At 72.8% G+C, this 17,225-nt stretch carries 15 protein-coding genes and 2 pseudogenes; 6 read left to right on the top strand and 11 right to left on the bottom strand.

Annotated elements, in window-relative coordinates:
• Positions 1 to 3: 3 nt before the first annotated feature.
• From efeB to ACWEK3_RS14835, 3 genes and pseudogenes are all read right to left on the bottom strand, one after another.
• Positions 4 to 1,263, bottom strand: a complete 1,260-nt coding sequence (efeB, locus tag ACWEK3_RS14845) for an iron uptake transporter deferrochelatase/peroxidase subunit (protein WP_450545309.1) — start codon at positions 1,261 to 1,263, stop codon at positions 4 to 6.
• Positions 1,264 to 1,273: 10 nt separating this feature from the next.
• Positions 1,274 to 2,410 carry an iron uptake system protein EfeO gene (gene efeO, locus ACWEK3_RS14840; RefSeq protein WP_453249813.1) on the bottom strand — a complete coding sequence of 379 codons (1,137 nt, stop codon included), beginning with the start codon at positions 2,408 to 2,410 and terminating at the stop codon, positions 1,274 to 1,276.
• 189 nt (positions 2,411 to 2,599) lie between these two features.
• Positions 2,600 to 3,249 (bottom strand): annotated as a pseudogene (locus tag ACWEK3_RS14835) (heme ABC transporter ATP-binding protein); the annotation flags it as partial.
• Positions 3,250 to 3,308: 59 nt separating this feature from the next.
• On the opposite strand from ACWEK3_RS14835, the pseudogene ACWEK3_RS14830 reads away from it, so the two are divergent.
• Positions 3,309 to 3,803 (top strand): annotated as a pseudogene (locus tag ACWEK3_RS14830) (HtaA domain-containing protein); the annotation flags it as partial.
• Positions 3,804 to 3,867: 64 nt separating this feature from the next.
• Entirely contained in the window at positions 3,868 to 4,512 is a 645-nt protein-coding gene (locus tag ACWEK3_RS14825; RefSeq protein ID WP_453249812.1) for a PhzF family phenazine biosynthesis protein, read from the top strand.
• A 37-nt stretch (positions 4,513 to 4,549) separates the two neighbouring features.
• On the opposite strand, the gene ACWEK3_RS14820 is transcribed toward ACWEK3_RS14825, so the two are convergent.
• Positions 4,550 to 5,197: a biliverdin-producing heme oxygenase gene (locus tag ACWEK3_RS14820; RefSeq protein ID WP_450545304.1), complete on the bottom strand. Its 648-nt coding sequence runs from the start codon at positions 5,195 to 5,197 to the stop codon at positions 4,550 to 4,552.
• A gap of 157 nt (positions 5,198 to 5,354) precedes the next feature.
• Positions 5,355 to 6,212: a type I methionyl aminopeptidase gene (gene map, locus ACWEK3_RS14815; protein ID WP_384424975.1), complete on the bottom strand. Its 858-nt coding sequence runs from the start codon at positions 6,210 to 6,212 to the stop codon at positions 5,355 to 5,357.
• Positions 6,213 to 6,270: 58 nt separating this feature from the next.
• On the opposite strand from map, the gene ACWEK3_RS14810 reads away from it, so the two are divergent.
• A complete protein-coding gene (locus tag ACWEK3_RS14810) occupies positions 6,271 to 6,510 on the top strand; it encodes a hypothetical protein (RefSeq protein ID WP_453249811.1) in 240 nt (79 codons plus the stop codon).
• A 37-nt stretch (positions 6,511 to 6,547) separates the two neighbouring features.
• Here ACWEK3_RS14810 and ACWEK3_RS14805 read toward each other — a convergent pair whose 3' ends face one another.
• Together ACWEK3_RS14805 and ACWEK3_RS14800 are read right to left on the bottom strand one after the other, a co-directional pair.
• Entirely contained in the window at positions 6,548 to 7,858 is a 1,311-nt protein-coding gene (locus ACWEK3_RS14805) for an MFS transporter (RefSeq protein ID WP_450545301.1), read from the bottom strand.
• Between the two features lie 57 nt (positions 7,859 to 7,915).
• On the bottom strand, positions 7,916 to 8,515 hold the full coding sequence (locus tag ACWEK3_RS14800) for a hypothetical protein (protein WP_361409178.1): 600 nt from the start codon (positions 8,513 to 8,515) through the stop codon (positions 7,916 to 7,918).
• Between the two features lie 107 nt (positions 8,516 to 8,622).
• Between ACWEK3_RS14800 and npdG the strand changes: the two genes are divergently transcribed.
• Both npdG and ACWEK3_RS14790 read left to right on the top strand, forming a co-directional pair.
• Positions 8,623 to 9,327, top strand: a complete 705-nt coding sequence (gene npdG / locus ACWEK3_RS14795; protein ID WP_361409180.1) for an NADPH-dependent F420 reductase — start codon at positions 8,623 to 8,625, stop codon at positions 9,325 to 9,327.
• An 87-nt stretch (positions 9,328 to 9,414) separates the two neighbouring features.
• A complete protein-coding gene (locus tag ACWEK3_RS14790; protein ID WP_361409183.1) occupies positions 9,415 to 9,627 on the top strand; it encodes a hypothetical protein in 213 nt (70 codons plus the stop codon).
• On the opposite strand, the gene ACWEK3_RS14785 is transcribed toward ACWEK3_RS14790, so the two are convergent.
• Entirely contained in the window at positions 9,617 to 10,426 is an 810-nt protein-coding gene (locus tag ACWEK3_RS14785) for a site-2 protease family protein (protein ID WP_453249810.1), read from the bottom strand. The genes ACWEK3_RS14790 and ACWEK3_RS14785 overlap by 11 nt on opposite strands.
• Positions 10,427 to 10,579: 153 nt before the next feature.
• On the opposite strand from ACWEK3_RS14785, the gene ACWEK3_RS14780 reads away from it, so the two are divergent.
• On the top strand, positions 10,580 to 14,047 hold the full coding sequence (locus tag ACWEK3_RS14780) for an AfsR/SARP family transcriptional regulator (protein WP_450545319.1): 3,468 nt from the start codon (positions 10,580 to 10,582) through the stop codon (positions 14,045 to 14,047).
• A 25-nt stretch (positions 14,048 to 14,072) separates the two neighbouring features.
• Here ACWEK3_RS14780 and ACWEK3_RS14775 read toward each other — a convergent pair whose 3' ends face one another.
• From ACWEK3_RS14775 to panB, 3 genes are all read right to left on the bottom strand, one after another.
• Positions 14,073 to 14,954 carry an ABC transporter permease gene (locus tag ACWEK3_RS14775; RefSeq protein WP_450545297.1) on the bottom strand — a complete coding sequence of 294 codons (882 nt, stop codon included), beginning with the start codon at positions 14,952 to 14,954 and terminating at the stop codon, positions 14,073 to 14,075.
• Complete coding sequence (locus tag ACWEK3_RS14770) at positions 14,951 to 15,976, bottom strand: ATP-binding cassette domain-containing protein (RefSeq protein WP_390724884.1); 1,026 nt, start codon at positions 15,974 to 15,976, stop codon at positions 14,951 to 14,953. The genes ACWEK3_RS14775 and ACWEK3_RS14770 overlap by 4 nt, the downstream gene beginning before the upstream one ends.
• Before the next feature lie 277 nt (positions 15,977 to 16,253).
• Positions 16,254 to 17,120, bottom strand: coding sequence for a 3-methyl-2-oxobutanoate hydroxymethyltransferase (gene panB, locus ACWEK3_RS14765; RefSeq protein WP_365426812.1), 867 nt, complete (start codon positions 17,118 to 17,120; stop codon positions 16,254 to 16,256).
• Positions 17,121 to 17,225 lie beyond the last annotated feature (105 nt).

Below are 17,225 nucleotides of genomic sequence, written 5' to 3'. Positions count from 1 at the left end.
GGGTCACGCCTCCTCGGACAGCAGGGTGCGTCCCCACCAGTCGTGCGGGTCACGCACGCCGGGCGGGATCGCGAAGACCGCCGAACCCACGTGCTGGATGTACTGGTTGAGCGCGTCCGACGCCGCCAGCTTGCGCTGGAGCGGGATGAACCCGTTGCGCGGGTCGCGCTGGTAGGCCAGGAAGAACAGTCCGGCGTCCAGGCGGCCGAGGCCGTCCGTTCCGTCGGTGAAGGAGTAGCCGCGGCGCAGGATCGTGATCCCGCCGTTGGCGTCGGGGTGCGAGAGCCGTACGTGCGCGTCGGGCTTCATCGCCTTCAGGAACGGCTCGTCGTGCTCCTTGGCTTTGCCGACCGGTGCGCCCTCGCCCTTGTCCCGGCCGAAGATGTCCTCCTGCTCCTGGAGCGGAGCCCGGTCCCAGGTCTCGATGTTCATCCGGATGCGCCGGGCCACGAGGTACGAACCCCCGTGCATCCAGGCGTCGTCCGCGCCGCCGTCCTTGTCGCCGACCCAGACGAACTTGTCCAGCCGGCCGTTCTCGGTGCCCGCGATGTTGCGGGTGCCGTCCTTGAACCCGAAGAGGTTGCGCGGGGTGTGGGCGTCCGGGGTGGTGGAGGAGGTCTTGCCGAAGCCGAGCTGGGACCAGCGGACGGCGACCTTGCCGAAGCCGATGCGGGCCAGGTTGCGGATCGCGTGCACGGCGACCTGCGGGTCGTCCGCGCAGGCCTGGATACACAGGTCGCCGCCGGTGCGGGAGCGGTCCAGGTTGTCGCCGGGGAACTTGGGCAGGTCCACCAGGGCGGCCGGCCGCCTGTCCCCCAGCCCGAACTTCTCGAACAGCGACGGCCCGAAGCCGATGGTCAGCGTCAGCCGCGAGGGCTTGAGGCCCAGCGCCTCGCCGGTGTCGTCGGGCGGCGCCTCGGCGAGTCCGCCGTACGCGCCCTCACCGACCTCCTTGCCGGCGGTCATCCGGCGCGCGGCGGCCGTCCAGTCCTTCAGCATGCGCACGAACTCGGCGCGGTCGTCGGTCTTCACGTCGAACGCGGCGAAGTGCAGCCGGTCCTGCACGGGCGTGGCGATGCCGGCCTGGTGGGCGCCGTGGAACTCCACCGCGCCGCCCGCCTCCGCGCCGACCGGGTCGAGGTCGGAGCCGGCCTTGGTCATCGCCACCGCGCCACCGGCCGCGACGGCGCCGAGCGCGATCCCGGCCCCGCCCCAGCCGATCACGGCGCGGCGGGACGGAGTGCTGCCCTGGGTCTCGGTCATCTCCCGTCCCCTACTTCACGACGGCCGCGGCGAGCTTGGACAGCGGCTCGGCGAGCGCGTTCACCGCGTCCGAGAGCTCCTTGCGGTCGTCCTTGCCGACCTTGTCGTAGGAGACGAACTCGTACGACGCCTTGTCCGTGCGGTACTTGTCGAGGAGCGCCTCGAGCGCGGCGAACTGCTTGTCGAGCTCCTTGGCCAGCGCCGGGTCGTTCTTCGAGGCGACCGGCTTGAGGAGTTCGTACGCCTTCTGCGCGCCCTCGACGTTGCCCTTGAAGTCGACCAGGTCGGTGTGGGCGTAGCGGTCCTCCTCGCCGGTGACCTTGCCCTGGGCGACCTCGTCGAGGAGTTCCTTGGCGCCGTTGGCCATGGAGGTCGGGGTGATCTCGGCGGTGCCGACCCGCTTCTGCCAGTCCTGGAGGTCGGTGAGGAGTTGCCCGGCGAGCGTCTTCTCCTCGGCGCCGATCTTGCCGTCCTTCCACAGCGCCTTCTCCAGGCGGTGCCAGCCGGTCCACTTCTGGCCGTCCTCCAGGCCGTCCTCGCGGACGTCGACCTTGGGGTCGATGTCGCCGAAGGACTCCGCGACCGGCTCGGTGCGCTCCCAGCCGAGGCGGGAGATCGCGTACGCCTTCTTGGCGGCCGGCACATCGCCGGCCTTGATCGCCTTCACGAAGGCCTCGACGCGGGGCAGGGTCTCGTCGGCCTGCTCCTGGACGTACTGACGGTACTGGGCCACGGCCGCGTCCAGCTTGGGGTCGCGCTTGGCGGCCGTGCCGCCGGCCGCCTTGACCTCCTGGCGGATGCCCTTGCCCTTCATTCCCGGCTTGCAGGCGATGACGTAGTCGCCGGCCTTCACCTCGGCGGTGATTTTCTGCTTGATGCCGGGGCCGATGTTCTCGCGCTCGGCGACGATCCGGTCGTCCGGGAAGAGGAGGTAGACCTCGGTGATCTTCGAGCCCTTGTTCTCGATGGCGAGCTCGACGTGCCCGGCCGGGAACTCCTTCTTCGAGACCTCGCAGGCGTCGTCCTTCGCGGTCACACCGACCACGCGGTCGCCGTCCTGTGTGCCGCTCTTCTGCGTACAGGCCGTCACGGCGGTCAGAGCGACCGCTGCGGCGGCGGTGATGACGGAGAGGCGGACGGCTCGCATGCGAGGGCTCCCGGAAGTGGCTGGAAGGTGACCTGACACCCCACGACCATTGGTGAGGCTTGCCTAACTTAACCGAGGCTTACCTGGTTCCTACCCGTGTGGACCGTGATTCAGGTCTCATGATCCGCGTACGGGAACGAACTGATCGCGAATACGTCAAGCAAGGGCAAAGGGATGGTCAAGGGCAAGTCAAGGGCTCCGTCTGGGGGTCACCAGGACCGCGCCGTACGCGGGTGCGGAAGCACTTCCACCTGCTGGTCGTAGACCCGGGAGAGCAGCGCCTCGGAGAAGACCTCGGTGGGCGGTCCGTCGGCCACGACACGGCCGGCGCACAGGATCGCGGCCCGGTGCGCGTACGCGGCGGCCAGCCCCAGGTCGTGCAGCACCACGACGACCGCGTCCCCGGCGTGCGCCCTTTCCCGGCACAGCCGCAGCACCATCTCCTGGTGCTTCAGGTCGAGCGCGGCGGTCGGCTCGTCGAGCAGCAGCAGTGGTGGTGCCCGCTGGGCCAGCACCCGGGCGAGCGCGACCCGGGCCCGCTCGCCGCCGCTGAGGGCCGGGAACGGGCGCGCGGCGAACGCGGTCACCTCGGCGGCGGCCATCGCCTCGGCCACGATCCGCTCGTCCTCGTCCGGGGAGGCCGAGGACGCGTGCGGGGCTCGGCCCATCCGTACGACCTCCTCCACGGCGAAGGGGAAGGAGAGCGCCGCCGACTGCGGGAGCACGGCGCGGCGCAGCGCGAGTTCGGGCGCGGACCACTCGGAGACCGGGCGGCCGTGGACGCGCACCACGCCCCGCGTGGGCGGGAGATCGGCGGCGAGCGCGCCCAACAGGGTCGAACTTCAAGGGCCACCAGGGCGAGGGCGGCGGCTACGGGCTCGACCTCACCCTCGACAATGTCCGGGCCGCCCTCGACGGCGGGTCCGGCAAGCTGACCGCCGATGTCACCAGCTTCGGCGAGAGGTCGCCGAACGTGGTCCTGGCGGACCTGAAGGCCGGCTCCGCCGAGCTCACCGCCAAGAACGACGTCATCACCGTGAATGACGTGACGGCGACGCTGACCGAGGCCGGTGCCAAGGCGTTCGGCGGCTTCTACGACAAGGGCACCACGCTCGATCCGGTGAACCTGTCCGTCGCCCTCACCAAGGGCGCCGAACTCCCCGCCGGCAACGGCACTTCGGGCAGCGGCTCCGGCACGGGCGGCACCGGCAGCACCGGCACGTCGGGAGGCACGGGGGGTACCGGCTCGACGACCGGCGGCATCGGCGGCAGCATGGCCGCCACCGGGTCGGACGTCCCGGTGGGCGCCCTGGGCGCGGCCGCCGCGGCGACCGTGGCGGCGGGCGCGGGCGTGCTCTTCGCACTGCGCAGGCGGCGCGACACGCAGGCCTGATCCGCGTCGGCGGCGGTACCGTCCCGTTCGGACGGCACCGCCGCCGCGATGCTTCAATGCCCGGGTGACTGATTACGACGTCCTGCGCGTCTTCTGCGGGCCGCGCGGCGGCTACGGCAACGAACTCGGTGTCGTACGCGACGGCTCGCTCGTCCCCGACCAGGACGACCGCCAGGAGCTGGCCGCCAAACTCGGCTTCAGCGAGACGGTGTTCGTCGACGACCCCGAGCGCGGCGTCATCGACATCTACACCCCCACCCTGCGCCTGCCGTTCGCGGGCCACCCCGGCGTGGGGGTGGCGTGGCTCCTGGACGTGCCGGAACTGGTCACCCCCGCCGGCACCGTGAGCACCCGCCTGGACGGCGAGTTCACCTGGATCGAGGCACGCCCGGAGTGGGCCCCACCGCGCACCCTGCGCCAGTACGCCACCGCCGCGGAGGTCGACGACCTGCCCGTACCGCCGCCCGGCGAGTGGATCTACGCCTGGTCCTGGGAGGACGAGGCCGCCGGCCGTATCCGCGCCCGCGCCTTCCCCGGCCGCGACGACGGCATCGAGGAGGACGAGGCAACAGGAGCGGCTGCCCTGCTGCTTACGGCCCAACTGGGCCGCGCCCTGAACATCGTCCAGGGCGCGGGTTCGCAGATCCTGACGGCACCCCAGCCGGGCGGCTGGGCGGAGGTCGGAGGCAGGGTGGTCCTGGAACGCTGACGCGCACGGGCCGTGCCCTGGTGGACCCTGGCCAGGGTCACGCCGACAGGGGGAACTCCTCGCCCAGGGCGTGGAAGACCGCCGTGTTCAAGGAGAACGCCTTCTTGCACTCGGTCACGATCCGCTGCCTCTCCAGGTCGTCGGCGTTGACGGTGTCCAGGAGTTCGCGGTAACTCCGCTTGAAGGCGGCCGGGTTGGGGATCTCCTCGAAGACGTAGAAGCGGACGCCGTCGCCCCTCTTCGTGAAGCCCCACGTCTTCTCCGCCTTGTCCCGGATGATCTGGCCGCCGGAGAGGTCGCCGAGGTAGCGGGTGTAGTGGTGGGCGATGTAGCCGGCCGGCCACCGCTCGGCGCACTCGCGCACCCGTGCCGCGTACGCCTCGGTCGCGGACAGCACGCTCACCTCCGAGCGCCAGGAGGCACCGCGCAGATGCTCCAGATCCCGCTCCAGCGCGGCCAACCGGAACAGCTCGGGCCGGATGAACGGGCCCGCCACCGGATCCGACGCCAGCCGTCCGGCCCCGTCCTCCAGTGCCTCGTACACGAACCAGAGCTGCTCGGTGTACCGCGCGTACGCGTCCACGCCGAGCCGGCCGCCGAGCAGATCACTCATGAAGGTCGAGGTCTCCGCCTCCGTGTGCTGCTCGTGGGAGGCGGTGCGGATGAGTGTCGAGAAGGAATCCATGAGGCCATCCTCTAAGGTAAGCCTTACCTAAGTCAACGGGTTTACCGACACCCTGTCGGGAAAACTGTACGTCGAATTCCAGCCAAACGGACACTTGAGGATGTAAGAAAAGGCCCGCCCCCGAAGGGAGCGGGCCACAGCCGAGGCGGGCGCGGTGCTACGGCAGCGTCAGGATCTCCGCCCCTGTCTCCGTCACCACCAGCGTGTGCTCGAACTGGGCGGTGCGCCTGCGGTCCTTGGTGACGACCGTCCAGCCGTCCTCCCAGACGTCGTACTCGTACGTGCCCAGCGTCAGCATCGGCTCGATCGTGAAGGTCATCCCGGGCTGGATGACCGTCGTGGCGTGCGGGCTGTCGTAGTGCGGGACGATCAGCCCGGAGTGGAACGACGTGTTGATGCCGTGACCGGTGAAGTCCCGGACCACGCCGTAGCCGAACCGCTTGGCGTACGACTCGATGACCCGGCCGATGATGTTGATCTGCCGCCCGGGGCGGACCGCCTTGATCGCGCGGTTGAGGGCCTCGCGGGTGCGCTCCACCAGCAGGCGGCTCTCCTCGTCCACGTCACCCACGAGATACGTCGCGTTGTTGTCCCCGTGCACCCCGCCGATGTACGCCGTCACGTCCAGGTTGACGATGTCGCCGTCCCGCAGCACGGTCGAGTCCGGGATGCCGTGGCAGATGACCTCGTTGACCGAGGCGCACAGCGACTTGGGGAAGCCGCGGTAGCCGAGCGTGGAGGGATAGGCGCCGTGGTCGCACATGAACTCGTGCGCCACCCGGTCCAGCTCGTCCGTGGTGACGCCGGGCGCGATGTGCCGCGCCGCCTCCGCCATCGCCTGCGCGGCGATCCTCCCGGCGAGCCGCATCGCCTCGACGGTCTCCGGCGTCTGCACCTCCGGCCCGGCGTACGGCTTCGGCGCCGGCCTGCCGACGTACTCGGGGCGACGGATGTTTCCGGGCACGGAACGGGGCGGGGACAGCTCCCCGGGGACGAGCAACGACTGGCCAGACATGTCGGCGAGTCTATCCGGGGGCGATGGGGGAACATGTCCGTGGCGAGAGGAGCTGGTCATGGCCCTGTTCAAGAAGCGGACCGTCGGAAAGCCGGGCGAGTGGTACTACTGCCTGGAGCACAAGAAGGTCGAGGAGGGGCCCGAGTGTCCCGCCAAGGACCGGTTCGGCCCGTACGCCTCCCGCGAGGAGGCCCAGCACGCGATGGACACCGCCCGCGAACGCAACCTCCAGTGGGAGAACGACCCCCGCTGGCACGACGCGCCGACGGGAGGCGCCGAGGAGGGCAGCGGGGGCTGATCAGGCCCGAAGGCGCCGATCACACCGATCACAGGGATCACGCGGCCGCGCGCACGGCGGCGGCCGCGCGGTCCTCGCGCAGCCGCACCGCATGCTCGTTCGTCCGGGCGTCGTACCGCATCAGCCCCGGCAGGCACAGCGCCAGCAGCCCCACCGCGCCCGCGCACAGCAGCCCGCCCGACCACACCGACGCCCGTACGCCCCACCACGCGGCGAACCCGCCCGAGCGGACCTGCCCGAGCTGCGGGCCCGCCGAGTAGGACAGCAGCTCGATCCCGGCGAGCCGGCCGCGCAGCGCGTCCGGGATCGTCTGGTTCCACATGGCGCCCCGGAAGACCCCGCTGACCATGTCGCAGCCGCCGGCCACGGTCAGGAACAGCAGCACCAGCCACACATTGCCCACGACACCGGCGGCGGCCACCGCCAGCCCCCACAGCAGCGCCGCCAGCACCACCATCCGCCCGTGCCGGTGCACCCGGGAGGTCCAGCCGCTGGTCAGGCTCACCAGCAGCGAGCCGAGCGGCACGGCGGCGTACATCAGTCCCAGCGCCCAGCGCGCGTCCAACTCGTCCGCGAGGAAGGGCAGCACGGCCAGCGGCATCGCCAGGAACATCGCGGCCAGGTCGACCACGTACGTCCCCAGGAGTTCCTTGCGGCCCCAGGCGTACCGGGCGCCCTCGGCGATGGCCCGCAGGGACGGCTTCGCGGCCTCGTGGGTGGCCGGCTGGGCGGCGATGCGCACGACCAGGACGACCGAGACCGCGAACGTCACCACGTCCGCGGCGTACGCCCAGGACAGGCCCGCGTACGCCACCACCACGCCCGCCGCGGCCGGACCCGCCACCCCGCCGACCGTCCAGCGCAGGGAGTTGAGCGCGGTCGCCGCCGTGAGGTGCTCGTGCGCAACGATCCGCGGCCACAGCGAGTCCAGCGCGGGCCGCTGCACGGAGGTCAGGGCGGCACAGAGGGCGGCGATCAGGTACAGCGGCCACACGGCGGGGTGCGGCAGCAGCGATCCGGCCAGCAGCGCCGCGCTGAGCAGCCCCTGCCCGACCTCGGTCCACACGATCAGCCGGCGCTTGTCCAGCGCGTCCGCGAGTGCCCCGCCGTACAGCCCGAACACGATCAGCGGGACCAGCTCCACGGCCCCGAGCGCGCCCACCGCCGCGGCCGAACCGGTCAGCTCCTTCAGCTGCACCGGCAGCGCGACGAAGGTGAGGAAGCTGCCGAAGTTCGAGATCAGGCCCGACACCCACAGCCGCCGGAAGTCGCGCGAGGCCTTCCAGGGGGCGAGGTCGGGGAGCACGGCCCGCAGGCCGGAGACGGGGGCGGGGGAGTCGTCGGTCACGAGGGGCCATCGTCGGCAGGTGGAGGGCCGGCGGCAACCGGTTTTCCGCGTGGCCCGCTACCAGCGCGGCGGGGGAGGCGCCGTCAGGAGGTCCGTCAGCCGCGACAGGCGGTCCCGGAAGCGGCCGCGGCCGCGCGGGGCCGGCAGCGCGTTCTCCCCGGCCGCCGCGCTCACCAGGTGCTGCACGGTGTCCAGGTCCAGCTCGGCCCCCGGCGGCACCGCCAGCGTCTCGTGCGCCATCGCCTCCAGCTCGCCCCCGCCGGAGCCCAGGGCCAGCACCGTCGCTCCGGCCCGCCGGGCCTCGTGCACCCGCTCCAGGAGCGGGGCGGGCTCCTCCGGGGCCACCACGAGCAGCGTCTCGCCGCGCCGGGCCGCCGCCAGCCGCCCCAGACCCACGGCCAGGTGCTCCCGGTCCGCGGGGCGCGGGGCGTGCCGGACGAGCGTCGGGGCCAGCTCCGGGGTGCCCGACCAGGCGGCCTCGTCCACCAGATGCGCCGCCAGGTGCCAGGGCTCGTCCTCCGGGGTGCCCACGAGCAGCAGCCCGCCCCCGTGCGACACCACGGCCCCCCGCAGTACCCCGGCGAACCGACGGGTGGCCCCCAGCCACTCCGTTCCGGCGAGCACCTCGCGCAGCAACGTGACCCGTACGGCGTCCATACGCGCGCATCCTGCCGCAAACAGGCAGGGCCGGCGCGGACTTCGGTACGCCTTCGCTCTTCCGGGGGACCCGGCGGCAGCGGGGGCCGCGGACGTAGAGTCGGCGCATGACCTCTAGCGACAGTGCACACAAGGCCCCCGCCAAGGACCCCTGGGACCTCCCCGACGTCTCCGGGCTGATCGTGGGCGTGCTCGGAGGAACCGGTCCGCAGGGCAAGGGCCTGGCCTACCGGCTCGCCCGCGCCGGGCAGAAGGTGATCATCGGCTCGCGCGCCGCCGAGCGGGCCCGGGCGGCGGCCGAGGAGACCGGGCACGGCGTCGAGGGCGCCGACAACGCCGAGACCGCGCGCCGCAGCGACATCGTGATCGTCGCCGTGCCGTGGGAGGGCCACGGCAAGACCCTCGAGGCCCTGCGCGAGGAACTGGCCGGCAAGCTCGTCGTGGACTGCGTCAACCCGCTCGGCTTCGACAAGAAGGGCGCCTACGCGCTCAAGCCGGAGGAGGGCAGCGCCGCCGAGCAGGCCGCGGCCCTGCTGCCGGACTCACGGGTGACGGCGGCCTTCCACCACCTGTCGGCGGTCCTCCTCCAGGACTCCGGCATCGAGCGGATCGACACCGACGTGATGGTCCTCGGCGAGGAGCGCGCCGACGTGGAGACCGTCCAGGCGCTGGCCGGCCGCATCCCCGGCATGCGGGGCGTCTTCGCCGGGCGGCTGCGCAACGCCCACCAGGTGGAGTCGCTGGTCGCGAACCTGATCTCGGTCAACCGCCGCTACAAGGCGCACGCGGGACTCCGCATCACGGACGTATGAGCCGATGGGGGACACTGTTGCCGGACGCTTCCGCACGGAGGCCTCCGCCACGCTCGAAGCAGTGTCCCCCGACAGGAGCCGACCGCCATGCAGCCCTCGCCCCCGTCCAGCCCGGCCCGGCGACTCGCCCTCTACGCCCTGATCGTCTGCGTGCTCGCGGTGGCCGCGGCCGTCGTCTCCTTCGTCCAGGGCAGCTGGCTCGGGGTGGTGTGGATCCTGCTGGCCGGGCTGTCGTCCAACATGACCTGGTACTACGCCCGCCGCGGCCGGACGGGGCAGGACCGCTCCGTCACCGGCTGACCACGCACGACGCGCTGGGGCTTTCCCAGAAGCGGTACAGGTTCCCGCCGCAGGCCTGGTCCAGGTACCCGACGCCCAGGTGACCCAGGATCGCGTGGATCATGTCGAAGAAGGCGCTCCCGACCGACGGCAGGAACAGCAGCGCGAAGACCAGCAGCACGCCGAACGGCGCGATCGACTGCACCTGGCGCTTGACGCCCTGCGACAGCCAGGGCTCGATGACGCCGTAGCCGTCCAGGCCCGGGACCGGCAGGGAGTTCAGGATCGTCGCCGTCACCTGGAGCAGCGCGAGGAAGGCCAGCGCGAACCGGAACTCGCGGGGCACGCCGTCCAGCGCGTCGAGCCAGAACGGGGCCGTGCACACCCCCGCGAACAGCGCGTTCGTCAGCGGTCCCGCCGCCGAGACCAGGCTGTGCCGCCAGCGGCCCCGGATCCGGCCGCGCTCGATGAACACGGCGCCACCGGGCAGCCCGATCCCGCCCATGATCAGGAACAGGAGCGGAAGCAGGATGCTCAGCACGGCGTGCGTGTACTTCAGCGGGTTCAGCGTCAGGTAGCCCTTGGCGCCGACCGTGACGTCACCGCTGTGCAGCGCGGTGCGCGCGTGCCCGTACTCGTGCAGGCACAGCGAGACGACCCAGGCCGCGGTCACGAACAGGAACACCGACAGGCCCGGGCGGGCCGGAATCGGGTGGAATCCGGTCCAGGCGGCCCAGCCCGCGACCGCGGTGACGGCCAGGATGCCGAGGAAGACGGGGCTGATCCGGCGGTCGCCGCGGCGGGTGGTGACGGACGTCATGGGGGACGGCTCCTGTGCTCGTACGGTTCGGCCGGCGAGCCCGACCGTACCGGGCACACGGGGAGAACGTCCCGCCCCGGGCCGCGGGTTCCGGGACCGACCGGGCGCCGCGCCGCCGAAATCCCGTGACCGGCCGTGACATCACCGGAGACAATGGACCCCGTGCGCTACCGCATCCTCGGCACCACCCAGGTGCTCCGCCCCGACGGCACCGCCGTCCCGGTCGGCGGGGCGCGGCTGCGTGCCCTGCTGACCGTGCTCGCCCTGCGTCCCGGCCGTACGGTCCCGGTGCGCGTCCTCGTCGACGAGGTGTGGGACGGCGAGCCGCCCGCCGACGCCACGGGCGCGCTCCAGGCCCTGGTCGGGCGGCTGCGCCGGACCCTCGGCGCGGACGCGGTGGCTTCCGCGGAGGGCGGCTACCGGCTCGCCGCCGCGGCCGACGACGTCGACCTGCACCGCTTCGAGCGGCTGTCCGGGGAGGGCCTGCGCGCGCTGGCCGACGGCGACCCCGCGAAAGCGGCCGTCGTCCTCGACGACGCCCTCGCGCTGTGGCGCGGCCCCGCCCTCGCCGACCTGCCCGACCGCACCGCCGAGGCGGCCCGCTGGAACACCCGCCACCTGGACGTGCGCCGCGCCCGCCTCACCGCCGCCCTCGCCCTCGGGTACGCCGAGCAGAGCCTGCCCGAGCTGACCGCCCTGTGCGACACCCACCCCCTCGACGAACCCTTCCAGACCCTCCGCCTGCGCGCCTTGCGCGACGCGGGCCGCACCGCGGAGGCCCTGGCCGCCTACGAGGACGTACGCCGTCTGCTGGCCGACCGCCTCGGCTCCGACCCGGGCCCGGAACTGCGCGCGCTGCACGGGGAACTGCTGCGGCCGCACGGGCCGCGCCCCGACGGCGGGCCGCGGCAGGCGCCGGGCTCGGCCGCCACCGGGGCCCGGACCGCCGCACCCGGTTCCGGCACGGTGTCGGGGCCGCGCGCCGCCGAGAACACCGCCGCCCCCGCGACGGCACTCCTCGCCGGGCCCGCCGCCGGCGTCCCGGCCGGCGGCGGGGGCGAGCAGGCGGACCCCGCCGCGGCCCCCGTGACGGTCACCTTCCGACCCCCGAGCAACCTCCGCGCCCGGCTCACCTCCTTCGTGGGCCGCGAGGCCGACATCGAGACGATCCGGGCCGACCTCGGGGCCGCGCGTCTCGTGACGCTGCTCGGGCCGGGCGGCGCCGGGAAGACCCGGCTGTCGCAGGAGGCCGCCGAGGCCCTGCGGCCGGTGCCGCGGGACGGGGTGTGGCTGGCCGAACTCGCGCCCGTCGACGACGCCGAGGCCGTGCCCGAGGCCGTGCTCACGGCCGTCGGCGCCCGCGAGACCGTGCTGTACGGCGCCGGGGCCGAGGAGATGCGCGCCGTGGTCGCCGAGCGGCACGACGACCCCGTCGACCGGCTGGTGGAGCACTGCGCCCGGCGCCGCATGCTGCTCCTGCTCGACAACTGCGAGCACGTCGTCGACGCGGCTGCCCGCCTCGTCGAGGAGCTGCTCGCCCGCTGCCCCCACCTCACCGTCCTCGCCACCAGCCGGGAACCCCTGGGCATACCCGGCGAGGTGCTGCGGCCGGTCGAGCCGCTGCCCGAGCCGGTAGCGCTGCGGCTGCTCGCCGACCGCGGGGCCGCCGTACGGCCCGGGTTCCGCCCCGACGCCGACCAGGACACCGCGGACGCCTGCGCCGAGATCTGCCTGCGCCTGGACGGGCTGCCGCTCGCCATCGAACTCGCCGCCGCCCGGCTGCGGATGCTGGCCCCACGGCAGATCGCCGACCGGCTCGACGACCGCTTCCGCCTGCTCACCTCCGGCAGCCGTACCGTCCTGCCCCGCCAGCAGACCCTGCGGGCCGTCGTCGACTGGTCCTGGGACCTGCTCGACGCCGAGGAGCGGAACGTCCTGAGCCGGCTGTCCGTCTTCGCCGGCGGCTGCGACCTCGCCGCCGCCGAGGCCGTGTGCGGCCCCGCCGCCTTCGACGCCCTCGCCTCCCTCGTCGACAAGTCCCTCGTGGTGGCCACCCCGGCCGCCGACGGCGGGATGCGCTACCGGCTGCTGGAGACCGTCGCCGAGTACGCCGGGGAACGGCTCGACGAGGCCGGCGGCCGCACCGAGACCGGGCGCGCCCACCTGACGTACTACCGCGAACTGGCCCGCACCACCGACCCGTTGCTGCGAGGCCCCGGTCAGCGCGGCGCCATCGAGAAGCTGGAGCGGGAGTACGAGAACCTGCGCACCGCCCTGCGCCACGCCGTCGCCGTGCGCGACGAGCAGGAGGGGCTGTGCCTGATCCTGTCGCTCGTCTTCTACTGGCAGCTGCGTGACGCGCGCATCGAGGCCCGCAACTGGTGCGGCGAGGTCATGGCGCTCGGCCCCGACCCCTTCGCCGAGCCGGTTCAGCGCGCCGCCCCGGTCCGGCAGCGGTGCACGGACACCCCGCCGCCGATGACCGGCGAGGTCCTCGCGGAGGCCCGCCGCGGCCTGCATCTCGCCCATCTGGCCTGCATGGATACCGAGTTGGAGGCCTGGGAGTCCCCGGAGGCGCAACGCAAGCTGCGCGTCATCACCGAGGTCTACGAGCCGGGTATGCCGCAGGTCTGCCGCAGCCCCGGCGTGCTCTGGATGTTCGCGGTGATGCTGACCGGTGACGTGGAGCGTCTGCGCGAGGTCAGCGACGCCGCCGTACGCACCTGCCGCAGCGATCCGGGATTCGAGTGGGAGCTCGCCCACGCCCTCCAGTGGCGTGCCAACCTGCTGGCCAACCGCACCGACTCGGCCGGGGACGCCGGCCGCGACGCCGACGAGTCGCTGGAGATCTTCAGCCGCCTCGGGGACGCCTGGGGCACCGCCGAGGCGCTCTCCGCGCGCGCGGAGGCGCACGAGCGCACCGGAGCCCACCTGGCGGCCGCCGCCGACTACCGCGCGGCCGTCGAGCACGCCGAACGCCTCGGCGCCCACGCCCAGATCGCCGTCCTCAACGTCCGCCTCGGCGGCGTCCTGCTGGAGACGGGCGAGGCCGAACAAGGCGAGCGGATGCTGCGCGAGGTCGTCGAGCGGAGCGACGGCGGCCACAACGAGGCCATGCCGGCCGCCCGGATCTTCCTCGCCGGCCGGCTCAGCATGACCGGTCGCATCCCCGAGGCGCGCGAGCAACTGCGCCTCCTGCGCGAGGAATTCACCATCTCGCACTTCGTCGTCTTCGACGCCTTCATCCTCGGCGCGGAGGCCTGGCTGGATGCGGCCGACGGCTACTACGAGAACGCCCTCGACAAGTCCCGCCGGGCGCTGGAGCAGGCCCAGAACCCGCTGTCCCAGGCCATCGCGCCCCATATGCACTCGGTGTACCTGACCATCGGGGCCACGGCCCTGGCCGGTGTGGACGGCGGAGGCCGGGCCCGGGACGCCGCCCGCTGCGTCGGCGCCGCCGACGCCTTGCTGCCGCCCCGCCATGTCTTCTCGTCCCTGGAACGCCATGTCCGCGACGAGGTCGTCGCGCGGACGCGGGCACTGCTCGGCGAGGAGGCGTACCAGGCCGCGTACGCGGAGGGCGGCGGCCTGTCCCCGCAGGAGGCCGCCGCCCTGATCTGAGCCGCACCGGCGCGTAGCCGTGCGGTCAGCTCTTGGTGCGGAACTTGTGGATCGCCACCGGCGCCATCACCGCCGTGAGCACCGCCGACCAGGCCAGGCTCACCCACAGGCTGTGCGCCACCGGGCCGCCCACCATCAGCCCGCGGGCGGTGTCCGCGAGCGCGGACAGCGGGTTGTACTGGGTGAAGGTCCGCAGCCAGCCCGGCATCGTCCCGGGCGGGGCGAAGATGGACGAGCCGAACTGGAGCGGCATCAGCACCAGGAAGCCCATCGCCTGCACGGACTGCGCGTTCTTCATCACCACGCCGAGCGTGATGAACACCCACATCAGCGCCGAGCCGAACACCGCCGACAGGCCCACGGCGGCGAACAGGCCGGGCCAGTTCTCGATGTCGAAGCCGACCAGGACGCCGACGATCAGCAGGATCGCGGTGGCGATCAGCATCCGCAGCAGCTCCACCGCGATCTTGGCGAACAGCACCGAGCCGCGCCCGATCGGCAGGGACCGGAAGCGGTCCATGACACCGGAGTTGAAGTCCTGGTTGAAGCCGGTGCCCACGCTCTGGGCCAGGTTCATCCCCATCATGGCCATCAGGCCGGGCACGATGTACTGCACGTACTGCTGCTGCCCGCCGCCCAGCGACTGCCCGATCGAGCCGCCGAAGACGTACACGAACAGCAGCGTGAAGATCACCGGGAACAGAATCGCGTCGAACATCGACTCCGGGTCCTGCCGGATCCACAGCAGGTTGCGGCGGACCAGCGCGCCGGTGTGCCGCAGATGGCTGCGCAGCGGGATCCGGGCGTCGGCCTTGAGGCCGGGGGAGCCCAGGGGGGTCGTGGCATCCAAGGGGGCGGCGCGGAGCGCCTCGTTCAGGGTGGTGGTGGGCGACGGGTGGGCGCTCATGCGGCGACCTCTTCGCGGGTGTCGGCGGGCACGGTGTCCTGCGGGGCACTGGCGCGGTGGCCGGTGAGGGACAGGAACACCTCGTCCAGGCTGGGGAGTTCGGTGGTGATGGAGCTGATCGTGATGCCGCGCGCGGTGACCGCGCCGACCACGGCGGTCAGCTGCTCGTCGCTGAGGACCGGCACGAGCAGGGAGCCGGTCGCGGTGTCGACGGTCGTCGCGGCGAGCCCGGTGATGCCCAACTCGTCGAGCATCCCCGCCAGCGGGCCCAGTTCGAGCGCGTCGGCCGGCTTCACGCGCAGGGTGCGCCCGCCGACCTTCGCCTTCAGCTCCTCGATGCCGCCGCCCGCGACGACCTTGCCGCGGTCGACGACGGTCAGCTCGGAGGCGAGCTGTTCGGCCTCCTCCATGTACTGGGTGGTCAGCAGCACGGTGACCCCGTCGCCGACCATCGCCTTGACCTCGCTCCACACCTCGTTGCGGGTACGGGGGTCGAGGCCCGTGGTCGGCTCGTCCAGGAACAGGACGTTCGGCCGCCCGATCATCGAGGCGGCGAGGTCGAGCCGCCGCCGCATGCCGCCGGAGTAGGTGCGGGCCGGCCGCCGCGCGGCCTCGGTGAGCGAGAACCGCTCCAGCAGTTCGTCGGCGCGGGCGCGGGCCTCCTTGCGCGGCAGGTCGAGGAGCCGGCCGATCAGGTACAGGTTCTCCCAGCCGGGGAGCTTCTCGTCCACGGAGGCGTACTGCCCGGTCAGCCCGATGACCCGGCGCAGCTGCCGGGGCTGCCGTACGACGTCGTAGCCGGCCACGGTGGCCTGTCCGGCGTCCGGGGCGAGCAGGGTGGACAGGATGCGTACGAGGGTGGTCTTGCCGGCTCCGTTCGGCCCGAGCACGCCCATCACGGTGCCCTCGCGCACGTTCAGGTCCACGCCGTCCAGTGCCTTGGTCTCGCCGTAGTGCTTGACCAGCCCCCGCACGGTCACGGCGTTCGGCACGCCGCCGGGGTTGTCGTCGATTCGCGTCATGCCCCGTACGGTGCCAGCCCCCACCGACAAACCACCGACAGCCCACCGACAGACAGCCGACCAGCCCGCGCAGCCGCGGGCAGCCGTGCCGCAAGGCCTGCGGGCAGTCGTGCCGCTGGGGGCGGCACGGGTGGGCGAAGGCAGCACCCGCCAGGCGCGGCGAGCCGACCCACCTCCCAGCCGCGGCACCGGCCCACCGTTCAAGAAACCGGCAGCCCCCGCCGACGGGGGAAGATCGGCGGGGGCTGCCCTGGTACCGCGATGGCTCAACTGGAGGTCAGTGCACCGAGTGCTCCTCCAGCGGGAACGTCCCGCCCACCACATCCTCCGCGAAGGCCTTGGCCGCGTTGCCCATGACCTCGCGCAGGTCGGCGTACTTCTTGACGAACTTCGGCACGCGCCCGCCGGTCAGCCCGAGCATGTCGGTCCACACCAGCACCTGCGCGTCCGTGTCGGGACCGGCGCCGATGCCGACCGTCGGGATGTGCAGCACCCGCGTCACCTCGGCGGCCAGTTCGGCCGGCACCAGCTCCAGGACCACCGCGAACGCGCCCGCGTCCTGAACGGCCTTCGCGTCCCGCAGCAGTTGCTGCGCCGCCTCCTCGCCGCGGCCCTGGACGCGGTACCCCATGGCGTTGACGGACTGCGGGGTCAGGCCGATGTGGGCCATGACCGGGATGCCGGACTCCACCAGGAGCCGGATCTGCTCGTGGGAACGCTCGCCGCCCTCCAGCTTCACCGCGCCGACGCCCGCCTCCTTCACCAGCCGGGTCGCCGAGCGCAGCGCCTGCACCGGGCCCTCCTGGTAGGAGCCGAAGGGGAGGTCGCCGACGATCAGGGCGCGTTGGGTGCCGCGGACGACGGCGGCCGACAGCATGGTCATCTCGTCGAGCGTGACGGGCACGGTCGTCTCGTAGCCGAGGTGGCAGTTGCCCGCGGAGTCGCCGACCAGCATCACCGGGATGCCGGCCTCGTCGAAGACGGACGCGGTCATCGCGTCGTAGGCGGTGAGCATGGGCCACTTCTCGCCGCGTTCCTTGGCGAGGGAGATGTCGCGAACAGTGATGCGGCGGGTGCCCTTCCCCCCGTACAGCGCCTTGCTGCCGTCGGAGGGCTTGTTGTGGGCAGCCGAAAGCTGCGTCATGACAACGGCTCCTTCAGTCATCTCGGGGCGCCCTTACGGCGTCCCCGGATCCCTCTCATGGTGGCACCTCGTGCCGGACGCGGCCAGAGGAGCCCCATGTGCGCA

Source organism: Streptomyces sp. NPDC004721 (assembly GCF_053601495.1).
The sequence above is the reverse complement of the archived record's forward strand: the minus strand, read 5'-3'. Positions and strand labels throughout refer to the sequence as shown.